Genomic DNA, 13,297 nt, shown 5'->3' on the forward strand with positions numbered 1-13,297 from the left:
GCCAGCGACTGCACTCGGCTCTCGGCTACATCACCCCGGACCAGGCCGAGCTTCGAGCCGCTTAACCCGGTGTCCTTTCTGCCGGGGGAAGGTCAGCCTGAACCAAGCCCCGAACTCAGGAAACAGCGACCGATGCCCGGACCGTGCGGCCATCCGCGCGGCTGGGCTCGATTCGGTGTCGATGGACGATGCCTTATATGAAGCCGATATAAATAAAATACTAATAATATATTTGTGGCGCCCTATCCTCTGCCCTACAGTCTTTCCGTACCAACAATCCCGTCCGCCAGCAATTCTCATCCAGTGGATGCTGGCGATTCTCGCGCGGTCACTGTGAACCAATGGTCACGGTTACCGCGTTACATGCGCCTTCTTGCGCTAGGAAAGACAAATCGGGACGGAAAGAGGAAGCGCCATGGACGATTTCGTCCTTCAGACCTATGGCATGACCAAGGAATTCAAGGGCTTTACGGCCGTCAACTGCGTCGATCTCAAGGTCCAGCGCGGACACATCCACGCGCTGATCGGACCCAACGGCGCAGGCAAGACGACCTGCTTCAATCTGCTCACCAAGTTTCTGGAACCGACCCGTGGCCGGATTCTGTTCAACGGGACCGACATCACCGGCGAAAAGCCGGCACAGGTCGCGCGCCGGGGCATCGTGCGCTCCTTTCAAATCTCGGCGGTGTTTCCGCATCTGACGGCCCTTCAGAATGTCCGCGTGGCCATGCAGCGCGGTCTCGGGACCTCCCTCCATTTTTGGAAGTCGAACCGGTCACTTGATGGCCTGAACGACCGGGCAGCGGAGATTCTGGACCTTGTCGGGCTGAAAAGTTTTTCCGGCATGGCCGCCGTGGAAATGCCCTATGGCCGGAAACGGGCGCTGGAAATCGCCACCACCCTGGCGCTCGACCCCGAGGTGATGCTGCTCGACGAACCGACCCAGGGCATGGGGCACGAGGACGTCGACCGCGTCATGGACCTGATCAAGCGGGTGTCGGCCAACCGCACCATCCTGATGGTCGAGCACAACATGAAGGTCGTCGCCGGCATCAGCGACGCCATCACCGTGCTCGCCCGCGGAGCCGTCCTCGCCGAGGGCTCCTACGCCGAGGTGTCGGACGACCCGCGCGTCATCGAGGCCTACATGGGGTCCGCCGCCAACGACGAACTGGTGGAGGCACTGTGATGAGCCGTCGGATCGAGCATACGCCCGTCGAATATCTGCGCGTCACCGATCTGCACGCGTTCTACGGCGAATCGCACGTGCTGCACGGCATGGACTTCGTCGTCAACCAAGGCGAATGCGTGTCGCTGCTGGGCCGCAACGGCGCCGGGCGCACCACGACAATGCGCGCCATCCTGGGACTCACCGGGCGACGGTCAGGGTCGATCATGCTCGATGGAAAGGATGTCATCCGGTTGCCGCCGCACCGCATCGCGCGGCTGGGTGTCGGCTATTGCCCGGAGGAGCGTGGCATCTATTCCAGCCTGTCCTGCGAGGAGAACCTGCTTCTCCTGCCCAAGGTCGCCAGCGGCGGCATGAGCGTGGAGGAAATCTACGCCATGTTCCCGAACCTGAAGGAACGGCGCCACAGCCAGGGGACCCGCCTGTCCGGCGGCGAGCAGCAGATGCTGGCGATGGCCCGCATCCTGCGCACCGGCGCCCGCCTGCTGCTGCTCGACGAAATATCCGAAGGGCTGGCGCCGGTCATCGTCGAAAAGCTTGGCGAGATCATCCGCGATCTGAAGGCCAAGGGCTATACGATCCTGCTGGTCGAGCAGAATTTCCGCTTCGCCGCGCCGCTGGCCGACCGGATGTACGTCGTGGAGCATGGTCGGGTGGCCACGGAAATCGAACGACGCGACCTGCCGTCGAAGATGGGGTTGCTGCGCGACTATCTCGGCGTCTGACCGCACCGGCGCTCCTTTGCGACGCCCCCGAAAGCGCCCCCAAACGGCGCCCCCAACGGCGCCCCTGGAAGGCGCCGCGACCACATAATTCGGAAGGTTTGGAGAATGACCGAGATCTTCGGTTTTCCCATCCAGGCGCTCATGGGGCAACTGGTCCTCGGCCTGGTGAACGGATCCTTTTACGCGATGCTCAGCATCGGGCTCTCGGTGATCTTCGGGATGCTCAACATCATCAACTTCGCTCATGGCGCCTTCTACATGATCGGTGCCTTCCTGGCGTGGATGGGACTGTATTACTGGGGGATCAGCTATTGGTGGTCGCTGATCCTTGTGCCGCTGGCGGTGGCGCTGATCGGGATCGCCGTCGAACGCACCCTGCTGCAATGGATCTACAAGCTCGACCATCTCTACGGGCTGCTGCTGACCTTCGGCATCGCGCTGGTGATCGAGGGCATGTTCCGGCACTGGTTCGGCGTCGCCGGCCAGCCGTTCGACATGCCGGACGGCCTGACCGGCGGCTTCAATCTGGGCTTCATGTTCCTGCCGAAATACCGGGCCTGGGTGATTGTCGCGTCGCTGACCGTTTGCGTCGGGACCTGGTTCGTCATCGAGAAGACCCGCCTCGGCTCCTATCTGCGGGCCGCCACCGAGAATCCGAAGCTGACGCAAGCCTTCGGAATCAACGTCCCCATCATGGTGATGCTGATCTATGGGCTTGGTGTCGGGCTGGCCGGCTTCGCCGGCGTATTGGCGGCTCCGGTGCTCCAGGTCAGTCCGCTGATGGGCTCCAACATGATCATCGTCGTGTTTGCCGTGGTCGTCATCGGCGGCATGGGATCGATCGTCGGCTCGATCGCGACCGGGCTGATGCTCGGGGTCGTCGAAGCCATCCCCAAGGTGCTCTACCCGGAAATCTCCTCGACCATGGTCTTCATCATCATGGCGATCGTGCTGCTCCTACGGCCGGCCGGACTGTTCGGCAAGGAAAGATAAAACCGATGACCGACACTCCCGTCACTTTTGACCGGTTCACCGTCAACCGCGTCCGCATTCTAGCCCTTCTCGCCCTGGCGATGGCGGCGCCGTTCGTGACCTACCCGGTGCTGGGCATGACCGTCCTGTGCTTCGGTCTGTTCGCCTGCTCGTTTAATCTTCTGCTCGGCTACACCGGGCTGCTGTCCTTCGGCCACGCCGCCTTCCTGGGCACGGCGGCCTATGTGACCGCCCACGCGCTGAAGGCGTGGGAGTTGCCGACCCTGCCCAGCCTCGCACTCGGCGCCGGAGCCGCCGCGCTGCTGGGCGCCGTGTTCGGGCTGATCGCCATCCGCCGCCATGGCATCTATTTCGCGATGGTGACGCTGGCGCTCGCCCAGATGATGTTCTTCGTCTTCTTGAAGGCGCCATTCACCGGCGGCGAGGACGGTTTGCAGGGCGTGCCGCGCGGCAGCCTGTTCGGCCTGATCGACCTTTCCGACGACACCACGCTCTATTACGTGGTTCTGGCCATCGTCGTCTTCGGGCTGTGGGTGATCCACCGGGCCATCCACTCGCCCTTCGGCGAGATCCTGAAGGCGATCCGCGAGAACGAGGCTCGGGTGACCTCGCTCGGCTACGACGTCGCGCGCTACAAGCTGCTCGCCTTCGTGCTGTCGGCCGGGCTGGCGGGGCTGGCCGGCGCCACCAAGGTGCTGGTGTTCAAGTTCGCCACGCTGGCCGATGTCCATTGGCACGTGTCGGGCGAGGTGGTGCTGATGACGCTGCTGGGCGGTGTCGGCACCGTGATCGGCCCGATGCTGGGAGCCGGCGTGGTCGTCGTGCTTCAGAACGAGTTGGCCGACAAGGTCGGATCCTTCGTGACCATCATCATCGGGGCGATCTTCATCCTGTGCGTCCTGACTTTCCGGCGTGGCATCGCCGGAGAGTTGAACGATCTGCGCCGCCGCGTCCTGGGCGATGCACGCTCCGGATCCGCGGACGGCTGATGAGGCGCTCCGCGCGCCATCCACAAACACATCCAAGAGGGGAGGAAGCCATGTTGAAGGGAAGTTCCATCGGCCTGTGCGTCGGCGCTCTGCTGAGCCTTGGCACGGCGCACGCCGAGATCACCGATGGCGTCGTCCGCATCGGCGTGCTGAATGACCAGTCCGGGATCTACGCCGGGCTGTCCGGACCGGGATCGATCTGGGCGGCCAGGAAGGCCGTCGAGGACTTCCAGCCTGAAAAACATGGGCTGAAGGTCGAGGTCGTGGCCGCCGACCACCAGAACAAGCCCGACATCGGGTCGAGCATCGCCCGCAAATGGATCGACGTCGACAAGGTCGACATGATCGTCGACGTGCCGACCTCCTCGGTGATCCTCGCGGTCAATCAGGTGGTCCAGGAAAAGAACAAGGTGATGATCGTCTCCGGCGGCGGAACCGCCGACCTGACGGGCGCCGCCTGCACCCCCAACTCGATCCATTGGACCTACGACACCTGGGCCCTGGCCAATGCCACCGGCAAGGCGGTGGTGAAGACCGGCGGCGACAGCTGGTACTTCCTGACCGCCGACTACGCCTTCGGTCATGCACTGGAACGGGACACCGAGGCCGTCGTCCTCAAGAACGGCGGCAAGGTCCTGGGCAGGATCCGGCACCCCTTCCCCGGCACCGATTTCTCCTCCTTCCTGCTCCAGGCACAGGCATCAAGGGCCAAGATCATCGGCCTGGCCAACGCCGGCGGCGACACCATCAACGCCATCAAGCAGGCCGCGGAGTTCGGCATCACCCAGGGCGGTCAGAATCTCGCCGGCCTGCTGGTGTTCATGAGCGACGTGCAGGCGTTGGGACTGAATGCCGCGCAGGGCCTGATCCTGACCGAAGCCTGGTACTGGGACATGACCGACGAGAACCGCAAGTTCGCCCAGGCCTTCACCGCCGCCAACCGGGGAGCCTTCCCGACCAGCGCCCAGGCCGGCGTCTATTCGGCGGTGACCCATTATCTGAAGACTGTGGCGACGCTGAAGGAGGATGGCGACGGCGCCAAGGTGGTCGCGGCGATGAAGGCCACGCCGACCGACGATCCGCTGTTCGGCAAGGGCACCATCCGCGCCGATGGCCGCAAGATCCACCCGCTCTATCTGTTCGAGGTCAAGAAGCCGTCCGAATCCAAGAAGCCGGGCGACTTCTACAAGCTGCGCGCCACGATCCCGGCCGAGGAGGCCTTCCGTCCGCTGGAAGACGGCGGCTGTCCGCTGGTCAAGAAGTAGAACCCGACGTCACATCGCCTCACGCCCGCCAAGCCCGACGGCTTGGCGGGCTTTCTTTGTTCCATATCATCCAGCGGCGCGCGGCGTCGGCGCGCTCATGCCGCGCACGACCGTTTTCGCGGTATCGATGAACGCCTTCAACAAGGGGGACGGCGTGCGTTGCGTCCATCCCAACAGCACCTCGATCCGGGCGTCGTCGCCCGACAGGGTCTTGTAGACGACCTGCTCGAAATGCACCCGGCGCACGGCGGACGGCACGAACGCGATCCCGGCGCCCGAGCTGACCAGCCCGAGCGCGGTGTAGACCTGCGCCACCTCCGCAGCGACCTTGGGAACGAAGCCGGCCGCGGCGCACATGCCGGCGATCATGCCGTGAAAGTCCGGGGCCGATTTCTGGCTGTAGATGATGAAGCTTTCCGAAGCACAGTCGGCGAACGGCACAGTCTCCAGCTCCGCGAAGGGATGGTCCGACGGAACGGCGAGCACGAAGGGCTCCTTGAGCAGGGAGTCGCTCGTGATGTCTTCGGAATTGAAGACCGGCCGCAGGAACGAGACGTCGATATCGCCGCGCAACAGGGCGTCGACCTGATCGACGACCGGAAACCAGCGCAATTGCACATCGACCATCGGATAGCGTTCTCGATAGGCGCGCAGGATCGGCGGCAGCACGGTGTAGGAGGTGTGCTCGAAGAATCCGACCGCCAATTGCCCGATCTCGCCACGCTGGGCGCGCTGGGCCTGGACCGCCGCCGCTTCGACCGACCGCAGAATCTGCCGGGCCAGTTCCAGATAGATGCGCCCGCTGTCGGTCAGCTCGACATGACGGCGCGTCCGGTACAGCAGGGAGACGCCGAGTTCGTCCTCAAGCTGGCGGATCTGCTGGCTGAGCGGCGGTTGGGCGATGTGCAGCCGTTCGGCCGCCCGCGTGAAGCTCAGCTCTTCCGCGACCGCGACGAAGTAACGGAGATGGCGCAGATCCATATTTATATCTTTTCCGTATAAATAACGCTTCTATAATATATTGGACGGTTGCTTTCAGCAATCCTTATCATCGCCCATATCACAGAGGGCAATGCGGACAATCGGCGACCGAAACGGTCTGCGCGACCGAACCGCCAAGAGGAAACGCATCATGATTGATCGGACCAACGCCATCGCGCGCGTGCTGGCGCGTGTCGACTCCACCCTGGCACAGCCCGGTTCGGGCTTTCCCCATTACGCCGATCCGGCCGACGGCGTGTGGGTGCGCAGCCCGGCCGGTGATTGGACCGGCGGCTTCTGGTGCGGCATGCTGTGGCTTGCCGCGCTGCGCACAGGCGACACAGCCTACCGCGACCATGCCCGCGACTGGGCCTCGCGGCTGCGTGTCCGCGCGGACTCCAACTCCGTCTTCAAGGGGTTCCTGTTCTGGTACGGCGCCGGCCTCGGCGACGTCCTGCTCGGCGATCCGGTGGCCCGCGACCTCGCCGCCGCCGGCACCGCCGGGCTGATGCGGATGTACAACCCGCGCGCCCGGCTGATCCCGCTCGGCACCGAGGCGGAGGAGGCCTTCGACGTCGGCGTGAACGAGGCCAACATCGATGCCCTGCCGGGAACCATCGCGCTGCTGCTGTCCCAGGGCGGCGACGCGGCGGTGGTCGCCCGCAACCATCTGCTCCAGCATGTCGCGCTGTGCGTACGCGACGACGGGTCGGTCTGCCAGTCGGCCAGCTTCGATCCCGAGACCGGCGCCCTGCTGCGCCGCTACACCCACAAGGGCATCCACGAGAACAGCACCTGGGGCCGTGCGCAGGGCTGGGCGATGATCGGGCTGGCCCAGGCGCTGGCGCGGGGCGAGACGGAGTTCCGCGCCGACGCCGTCCGCGTCGCCGACTGGTGGCTCGCCAACATTCCGGCCGACGGGGTCGCCTTCTGGGATTTCGACGACCCGGCGATCCCGGCGACCGAGCGCGACAGCTCGGCCACCGCCATCGGCGCCGCCGCCCTGCTGAAGCTGGCGGCGCTGATTCCCGAACACCGCGAGCGCTACGAGGCGGCGGCGCGCAAGTCCGTGGATGCGCTGGTGAACGGCTATCTGACGCCGACCGCCCCCGGCGACGCCCGCCAACCCGGCATCCTGACCGAAGGCTGCTTCAACAAGCGGAACGGCGCCGCCACCGCCCATGAACTGATCTGGGGCGACTACTTCCTGTTCGAAGCCCTGCTGGCGCTGGAGGGAGACCTCGCGCCCGAGCGGCTCTGACGGCCACACACGCCCCCGTTTTCCCGGAGGAATTCCCATGTCCGAACACCAGTATCCGCCGCCCCGCATCAACCATCGCGGCCCGGTTTCCACGCTGATCGGCACCGAGACCAGCTACACGCGCACCATCGGCGAATACGACATCTACGCCTTCGCCGGTATCAGCGGCGACAACCATCCCAATCATTGCGACGAGGAATACGCCCGCCGCGTCGGGTTGGGCGGCCGCGTCGCCCAGGGGTCGATGATGGTCGGCTACGTGTCGGGCGCCGTCACCAAATACCTCGATTGGGCCGGTCGCCCGGCCGTGTCCTACGGCTATGACCGCGTCCGTTTCACCAAACCGGTCCGCATCGGCGACACGCTGACCGTCCATTACCGCATCGTGCGGGCCGACGACGCGAAGAAGCGGCTGTGGGCCGACGCGACGCTGACCAACCAGCACGGCGAAACGGTCTGCGTCTGCACCCACATCATCCATTTCCAGGAGTGACGCCGCGATGAGCAAGGTCTGCACCGCGCAAGAGGCGGTCGCGCTCATCCAGCCCGGCCAGACCGTGGCCAGCGTCGGCGTGATCGGCTGGCTGACTCCGGACGCCCTGCTCGGCGCGCTGGCCCAGCGGTTCCGCGACACCGGCAGCCCGCGCGACCTCACCTTCTTCTTCCCGGTCAGCGTCGGTGACGCGCTGGGGATCAAGGGAATGGACCATGTCGCCATCGAAGGGCTGATGAAGCGCGTGGTGTCTGGCAACTACCTGAACGCGCTGGACCCCGCGACAGGCAAGCGGCCCGAGATGATGCGCCTGATCCGCGAGAACCGGGTCGAGGCCTATTGCTGGCCCATCGGCGCCACCATGCATTGGCTGCGCGAGGTCGCGCGGCGCGGCCCCGGCTATCTGACACCCATCGGCATCGGCTCCTACATCGACCCGCGCCAGCAGGGCGGCAAATACACCGAGCGGGCGCGGGAGGATCTGGTCCGCCTGCACAGCATCGACGGCCACGAATACCTGCATTACCCGACCTGGCCGCTGAACGTCGGCTTCATCCGCGCGACCAGCGCCGACGAGCACGGCAACCTCAGCTTCGAGGACGAGCCGATCACCTCTTCGGCCCTGGCCGTGGCGCTGGCGGTGAAGGCGTCGGGCGGCACCGTGATCGCGCAGGTCCGCAAGCTGGTACCCCGCCGCTCGCGGTCCGTCCATGAGGTGCGCGTGCCGGGCGAACTGGTCGATCATGTCGTGGTCGCGCCCGAACCGATGATGACCACCGGCATCCGCTACGACGACCGCTACCTCGGCCGCCAGATCTTCGACGGGCGGACGACCGAGCGGCTGCCGCAGGGCGCCGACAAGGTCATCGCGCGGCGCGCGGCGGCGGAGGTGCGCCCGGGCGTGGTCACCATCTTCGGCTTCGGCGCCTCGTCCGACGTGCCGACGGTGATGATGGAGGATGGCGCCTTCGCCGACGACGGCCTGCTGCGCTACAACTTCACCACCGAACACGGCCCCTTCGGCGGCGTGGTCATGAGCGGCTGGCAGTTCTCCGCCAACATGTACCCCGAGGCGCTGATCGACGGTCCGTCGCAGTTCGACTTCATCGACGGCGGCAACTGCGAGGCGGCGGCGCTGGCCTTCGCCCAGTTCGACCGGGCCGGCAACGTCAACGTCAGCCGCTTCGGCGCCGCCAACCCCGGCCCCGGCGGCTTCATCGACATCGCCTACAACGCCCGCGAGCTTGTCTTCACCGGCACCTTCACCACCGCCGGGCTGGGGGTGGTGGTCGGCGACGGGCGGCTGACCATCCAGCGCGAGGGCAAGGTCCGCAAGTTCGTCGAGCGGGTCGACGAGATCACCTACCCGTTGCTGCGCAACGTGGCGGAGCGCGGGCAGAAAGCGAAGATCGTCACCGAACGGGCGGTCTTCGCGGTGGAGCCGGACGGTCTGGTGCTGACCGAGGTGGCGCCGGGCATCGACGCGAAGACCCAGGTCATCGACCTGATGGACTGCCCGCCGCACCGCGTTCTCGACCCGCTGCCGCGCATGGCGGACCGGCTGTTCCGCGACTGACGCGCTCACGAAGAAATCCGAGGGAAAATCATGGCGACCATCAGTTATCTGACGACGATCCAGTTCGATTACGGCGCGCTCGGCACGCTGCCGGCCGAATTGCGCCGGCTCGGCATCCGCCGTCCCTTCCTGGCCACCGACAAGGGCGTCGGCGCGGCGGGGCTGCTCCAGCGCGTGCTCGACGCCATGGGCGACAGCGAGGGCACCGTCGTCTATGACGACACCCCGCCCAATCCGACAGAGGACGCCGTCGTCGCCGCCACGGACCTGTACCGCGACCACGGTTGCGACGGCATCGTCGCGGTCGGCGGCGGGTCGGCGATCGATCTGGCGAAGGCGGTGGCGCTGCTGGCGACCCACCCGGCCCCGTTGCAGCAATACGCAGCGGTGGAGGGCGGCGCCGCCCGCATCACCGCCCAGGTGGCTCCGCTGGTCGCCATCCCGACCACGGCCGGCACCGGCAGCGAGGTCGGGCGCGGTAGCGTCATCGTCATGCGCGACGGCCGCAAGCTGGGCCTGCTCAGCCCGCATCTGCTGCCCAAGGTGGCAATCTGCGATCCGGAACTGACGCTCAGCCTGCCGCCGCTGCTGACGGCGGCGACCGGCATGGACGCCATCGCCCATTGCATCGAGACCTTCCTCGCCCCCGCGGTCAACCCGCCGGCCGAGGCCATCGCCCTGGACGGCCTGCGGCGCGGTGTCCGCCACATCGAGCGGGCGACCGCCGACGGGACCGACCGCGAGGCGCGCTGGAACATGATGATGGCGGCGATGGAAGGCGCGATGGCGTTCCAAAAGGGTCTCGGCGCCGTGCACGCCCTGTCGCATCCGCTGGGTGCCGTGCCGCTGCGGCTGCATCACGGCACCTTGAACGCCATCCTGCTGCCCGCCGTGCTGCGCTTCAACAAGCCGGCGGTCGCGGCGAAATGGGCAACGCTGTGCGAGGCGATGGGACTGCCGCAGGACGGCGATCCCGCCGCCTTCATCGCGGATCTCAACCGCCGCCTGGGTCTGCCCTCCGGGCTGGAGGCGCTGGGGCTGGAGCGGGCGCAACTGCCGGAGATCGCTGAAAAGGCGCTGAAGGACCATTGCCACGCCACCAACCCGCGGACGGCCACGGCCGACGACTATCTGGGCATGCTCAACGATTCCTATCCGGCCGGGTGATTGCGATGACCAGCACGACCACCATCCACAAGAACTTCATCGACGGCGAATGGCTGGCCGGCAGCGACGCCACGGTCAACGTCAACCCGTCCGATCTCGACGACGTGATCGGCCGCTACGCCGTCGCCGACGCGGCGCAGGTCGAACACGCAGTCGCGGCGGCCCGGCGCGCCTTCAAGCCCTGGTCCGCCGTCGGCGTCCAGGAGCGCTCCGACATCCTGGACCGGGTCGGCACCGAAATCCTGGCGCGGCGCGAGGAACTCGGCCGCCTGCTGTCGCGGGAGGAGGGCAAGACCCTGCCCGAGGGCATCGGCGAGGCGACGCGCGCCGGCCAGATCTTCCGCTTCTTCGCCGCCGAGGTGCTGCGCGGGCGCGGCGAGCTGCTGGATTCCGTCCGCCCCGGCGTCGGCGTGGAGATCACGCGCGAGCCGGTCGGCGTGGTCGGCCTGATCACCCCGTGGAACTTCCCGCTGGCGATCCCGGCCTGGAAGATCGCGCCGGCGCTGGCCTATGGCAATTGCGTCGTCTTCAAGCCGGCCGAGCTGGTGCCCGGCTGCGCCTGGGCGCTGTCCGACATCCTGTCGCGCGCCGGCCTTCCCGACGGCGTGTTCAATCTGGTGATGGGACCGGGCGCCGTGGTCGGCGACGCCATCGCCCGCTCTGCCGGGGTGGACGCCATCAGCTTCACCGGATCGGTCTCTACCGGCAAGCGGGTGGCGGCGGTCGCCGCCGAACGTCTTGCCAAGGTCCAGTTGGAGATGGGTGGCAAGAACCCGCTGGTGATCCTGGACGACGCCGACCTCGACATTGCCGTGCGTTGCGCGGTGCAGGGATCCTATTACTCCACCGGCCAGCGCTGCACCGCCTCCAGCCGGCTGATCGTGGCCTCCGGCATCCACGACCGCTTCGTGAAGAGCCTCGGCGAGGCGTTGCGCCGCCTGACCGTCGACGACGCGCTGGCTCCCGGAACCGACATTGGCCCGGTGGTGGACGAGCGGCAGTTGGCCTGCGATCTCGGCTACATCGAATGCGGCACCGGCGAGGGTGCAACGCTCGCCTTCGGCGGCAACCTGCTGACGCGGGCCAAGCGCGGTCATTACCTGTCGCCCGCCCTGTTCACCGAAACCACGCCGGAGATGCGGATCAACCGGGAGGAGATCTTCGGGCCGGTCGCCACGGTGCTGCGCGCCGACGGCTATGAGCACGCGCTGGCCATTGCCAACGACACGCCGTTCGGCCTGTGCGCCGGCATCGTCACCGGCTCGCTGAAGCATGCCGCGCATTTCAAGCGCAATGCCGATGTCGGCATGGTGATGGTCAACCTGCCCACCGCCGGCGTCGATTACCACACGCCGTTCGGAGGTCGGAAGGCGTCCAGCCACGGCCCGCGCGAGCAGGGCGCCTACGCCCGCGAATTCTTCACCACCGTCAAGACCAGCTACGTCCAGGCCTGACGGCGGCGGCACGCGAAAGGACAGGATCATGAGTTCCGTCATCAAGGACCATCACGAGGCGATCCGCGACGCCGTCCGCCGTTTCGCGGAAAACGAGATCGCGCCGGTCGCCGAGCATCTCTGGCAAGCGGAGGAGTTTCCTTACGCCGCCTGGAAGCTGGCCGGCGAACTCGGTTTCATCGGCCTGCCCTACCCCGAGGCCCATGGCGGCGGCGGCGGCGACTGGCTCGGCTTCACCATCGTGCTGGAGGAGATCGCGCGGGTCGATTGCGCCGTCGCCGTGTCGATCATGGCGAACTCGACCATCGCCAGCCTGCTGAACAATTTCGGGACCGAGGAGCAGAAGCGCCGCTTCCTCCGCCCGATCCTGGAGGGCACCCAGGTCGGCTGCATCGCGTTGACCGAACCCGGCGCCGGGTCCGACAGTGCTAACATCCAGACGCGCGCCGCCTTGCGCGACGGCAACTGGGTCATAACCGGATCGAAGACCTTCATCAGCAATTCGGGCACCGACATCACCGGCCCCATCGTCATCGCCGCCGTCACCGGCACCCGTCCGGACGGCCGCAAGGAGATCTCCAACTTCATCGTGCCCACCGGAACGCCGGGCTTCACCTCCGGCCGCAAGTTGCACAAGATCGGCTGGCGCGGCTCCTCCACGCACGAGCTGTTCTTCGACGAGTGCGTGCTGACGCCCGACCATCTGCTGGGTCAGGTCGGGTCGGGGCTGAAGCAGACGCTGGCGCAGATCAGCACTGGGCGCATCCTGATCGGCGCGCTGGGGCTGGGAATCCTGCAAGCCTCGCTGGAACGGTCGACGGCCTACATGAAGGAGCGCCATGCCTTCGGCAAGGCGCTGACCGAGTTCCAGGCGTTGCAGTTCAAGATCGCCGACATGGCGACGCACGGCCACGCCGCGCGGCTGATGCTGTACGACGCCGCGGCGCGCAAGGACGCGGGCGAGCGGTTCGACCGCGAGGCGTCGATGGGCAAGCTGTTCGCCACGGAAAAGGCCATGGAGGCCGCGCACCAGGCGGTCCAGATCCATGGCGGCAACGGCATCATGATCGAATACCCGGTGTCCCGCGCCTTCGGCGACGCCAAGGTCCTGGAGATCGTCGAGGGCACCTCGGAAATCCAGCGGATGATCATCGCGCGCGAACTGCTTCGGTAGAGGCATTGATAGTGGCGCCCCCTCCTTTCA

12 protein-coding genes are annotated in these 13,297 nt (G+C 66.5%); 11 read left to right on the forward strand and 1 reads right to left on the reverse strand.

All coding sequences use genetic code 11. The features are described 5' to 3' along the window. The first annotated feature begins 415 nt into the window (after positions 1–415). From J2Y49_RS30575 to J2Y49_RS30595, 5 genes are all read left to right on the forward strand, one after another. Positions 416–1,189 (forward strand): ABC transporter ATP-binding protein, encoded by a 774-nt coding sequence (locus J2Y49_RS30575; protein WP_098735551.1) that lies wholly within the window; start codon positions 416–418, stop codon positions 1,187–1,189. After that, positions 1,189–1,914 (forward strand): ABC transporter ATP-binding protein, encoded by a 726-nt coding sequence (locus J2Y49_RS30580; RefSeq protein WP_098735550.1) that lies wholly within the window; start codon positions 1,189–1,191, stop codon positions 1,912–1,914. The genes J2Y49_RS30575 and J2Y49_RS30580 overlap by 1 nt, the downstream gene beginning before the upstream one ends. A gap of 105 nt (positions 1,915–2,019) precedes the next feature. After that, the gene (locus J2Y49_RS30585) at positions 2,020–2,907 is read left to right on the forward strand and encodes a branched-chain amino acid ABC transporter permease (protein ID WP_310119423.1); all 888 of its coding nucleotides are present in this window, start codon (positions 2,020–2,022) and stop codon (positions 2,905–2,907) included. A gap of 5 nt (positions 2,908–2,912) precedes the next feature. Continuing rightward, positions 2,913–3,896, forward strand: a complete 984-nt coding sequence (locus J2Y49_RS30590; protein WP_310119425.1) for a branched-chain amino acid ABC transporter permease — start codon at positions 2,913–2,915, stop codon at positions 3,894–3,896. 50 nt (positions 3,897–3,946) lie between these two features. After that, a complete protein-coding gene (locus tag J2Y49_RS30595) occupies positions 3,947–5,161 on the forward strand; it encodes an ABC transporter substrate-binding protein (RefSeq protein ID WP_310119426.1) in 1,215 nt (404 codons plus the stop codon). Between the two features lie 66 nt (positions 5,162–5,227). On the opposite strand, the gene J2Y49_RS30600 is transcribed toward J2Y49_RS30595, so the two are convergent. Continuing rightward, a complete protein-coding gene (locus J2Y49_RS30600; RefSeq protein ID WP_310119427.1) occupies positions 5,228–6,142 on the reverse strand; it encodes a LysR family transcriptional regulator in 915 nt (304 codons plus the stop codon). Positions 6,143–6,293: 151 nt separating this feature from the next. Between J2Y49_RS30600 and J2Y49_RS30605 the strand changes: the two genes are divergently transcribed. Genes J2Y49_RS30605 through J2Y49_RS30630 form a run of 6 tightly spaced genes read left to right on the forward strand, consistent with a single transcriptional unit; the run spans position 6,294 to position 13,267 of the window. Continuing rightward, positions 6,294–7,403: a glycoside hydrolase family 88 protein gene (locus tag J2Y49_RS30605; RefSeq protein WP_310119429.1), complete on the forward strand. Its 1,110-nt coding sequence runs from the start codon at positions 6,294–6,296 to the stop codon at positions 7,401–7,403. A gap of 37 nt (positions 7,404–7,440) precedes the next feature. After that, complete coding sequence (locus J2Y49_RS30610) at positions 7,441–7,896, forward strand: MaoC/PaaZ C-terminal domain-containing protein (RefSeq protein WP_310119430.1); 456 nt, start codon at positions 7,441–7,443, stop codon at positions 7,894–7,896. Between the two features lie 7 nt (positions 7,897–7,903). Then, positions 7,904–9,472 carry a CoA-transferase gene (locus J2Y49_RS30615; RefSeq protein ID WP_310119431.1) on the forward strand — a complete coding sequence of 523 codons (1,569 nt, stop codon included), beginning with the start codon at positions 7,904–7,906 and terminating at the stop codon, positions 9,470–9,472. Positions 9,473–9,502: 30 nt separating this feature from the next. Continuing rightward, entirely contained in the window at positions 9,503–10,639 is a 1,137-nt protein-coding gene (locus tag J2Y49_RS30620) for an iron-containing alcohol dehydrogenase (protein ID WP_310119432.1), read from the forward strand. 5 nt (positions 10,640–10,644) lie between these two features. Further along, the gene (locus J2Y49_RS30625) at positions 10,645–12,093 is read left to right on the forward strand and encodes an aldehyde dehydrogenase family protein (protein WP_310119434.1); all 1,449 of its coding nucleotides are present in this window, start codon (positions 10,645–10,647) and stop codon (positions 12,091–12,093) included. A 28-nt stretch (positions 12,094–12,121) separates the two neighbouring features. Further along, positions 12,122–13,267 carry an acyl-CoA dehydrogenase family protein gene (locus J2Y49_RS30630; protein WP_310119436.1) on the forward strand — a complete coding sequence of 382 codons (1,146 nt, stop codon included), beginning with the start codon at positions 12,122–12,124 and terminating at the stop codon, positions 13,265–13,267. Positions 13,268–13,297 lie beyond the last annotated feature (30 nt).

This window comes from Azospirillum sp. BE72, assembly GCF_031455875.1.
Lineage (GTDB): Bacteria > Pseudomonadota > Alphaproteobacteria > Azospirillales > Azospirillaceae > Azospirillum.

Excerpts from the sequence above, each read along its gene's own strand:
- J2Y49_RS30605 (WP_310119429.1), top strand. The coding sequence starts at position 6,294 with ATGATTGATCGGACCAACGCCATCGCGCGCGTGCTGGCGCGTGTCGAC.
- J2Y49_RS30585 (WP_310119423.1), top strand. The coding sequence starts at position 2,020 with ATGACCGAGATCTTCGGTTTTCCCATCCAGGCGCTCATGGGGCAACTG.
- J2Y49_RS30610 (WP_310119430.1), top strand. The coding sequence starts at position 7,441 with ATGTCCGAACACCAGTATCCGCCGCCCCGCATCAACCATCGCGGCCCG.
- J2Y49_RS30600 (WP_310119427.1), bottom strand. The coding sequence starts at position 6,142 with ATGGATCTGCGCCATCTCCGTTACTTCGTCGCGGTCGCGGAAGAGCTG.
- J2Y49_RS30630 (WP_310119436.1), top strand. The coding sequence starts at position 12,122 with ATGAGTTCCGTCATCAAGGACCATCACGAGGCGATCCGCGACGCCGTC.
- J2Y49_RS30620 (WP_310119432.1), top strand. The coding sequence starts at position 9,503 with ATGGCGACCATCAGTTATCTGACGACGATCCAGTTCGATTACGGCGCG.
- J2Y49_RS30580 (WP_098735550.1), top strand. The coding sequence starts at position 1,189 with ATGAGCCGTCGGATCGAGCATACGCCCGTCGAATATCTGCGCGTCACC.
- J2Y49_RS30595 (WP_310119426.1), top strand. The coding sequence starts at position 3,947 with ATGTTGAAGGGAAGTTCCATCGGCCTGTGCGTCGGCGCTCTGCTGAGC.
- J2Y49_RS30575 (WP_098735551.1), top strand. The coding sequence starts at position 416 with ATGGACGATTTCGTCCTTCAGACCTATGGCATGACCAAGGAATTCAAG.
- J2Y49_RS30615 (WP_310119431.1), top strand. The coding sequence starts at position 7,904 with ATGAGCAAGGTCTGCACCGCGCAAGAGGCGGTCGCGCTCATCCAGCCC.
- J2Y49_RS30590 (WP_310119425.1), top strand. The coding sequence starts at position 2,913 with ATGACCGACACTCCCGTCACTTTTGACCGGTTCACCGTCAACCGCGTC.
- J2Y49_RS30625 (WP_310119434.1), top strand. The coding sequence starts at position 10,645 with ATGACCAGCACGACCACCATCCACAAGAACTTCATCGACGGCGAATGG.